The organism is Vibrio sp. HI00D65, from assembly GCF_001635455.1.
Lineage (GTDB): Bacteria > Pseudomonadota > Gammaproteobacteria > Enterobacterales > Vibrionaceae > Vibrio.
Genome location: NZ_LWEH01000474.1, coordinates 1 through 558 on the forward strand (window position 1 = coordinate 1; position 558 = coordinate 558).

Here is a 558-nt window from a genome sequence, read left to right on the forward strand (position 1 = left end):
ACTCAAGTGGAAGACGCGGCCAATGTGATCCGAGAGCTGGAAAACAACGCGCAAAGCATCAATCAGATCTTATCGACCATTCAAGGCATTGCTGAACAAACCAACCTATTGGCATTGAATGCAGCCATCGAAGCGGCACGTGCAGGTGAACAAGGTCGCGGATTTGCGGTTGTCGCCGATGAAGTTCGCGTGCTAAGCCAAAGAACCTATGGCTCAACGGAAGAAATCCGCGTGATGATCGATACCTTGCAGAAGAACACTGAACATGCGGTGGATAGCATGACCACCAGCACTCAGCTCGCAGAAAACAGTGTTGGCTTCGCAGAGCAAGCGCACGATAGCCTATCTAAAATCACGCAAGCCATCAGTGAAATCAACGACATGGCACTATAGATAGCTAGCGCAGCCGAAGAGCAACGAGCAGTCTGTGAAGGCAATAGTCGTAATACACAAGGGATCAAAGATGGCTCTAAAGTCTTCGCCCAACAAGCAGAACCCAGCCGTACTAGCTCAAATGAGATAAGTAGCGCTGCTGAGTCGATGCGTCGAGATGTGGAG

1 pseudogene is annotated in these 558 nt (G+C 50.2%); it reads left to right on the forward strand.

The window, feature by feature from the left end:
* Positions 1-558 (forward strand): annotated as a pseudogene (locus A3712_RS22895) (methyl-accepting chemotaxis protein); the annotation flags it as partial.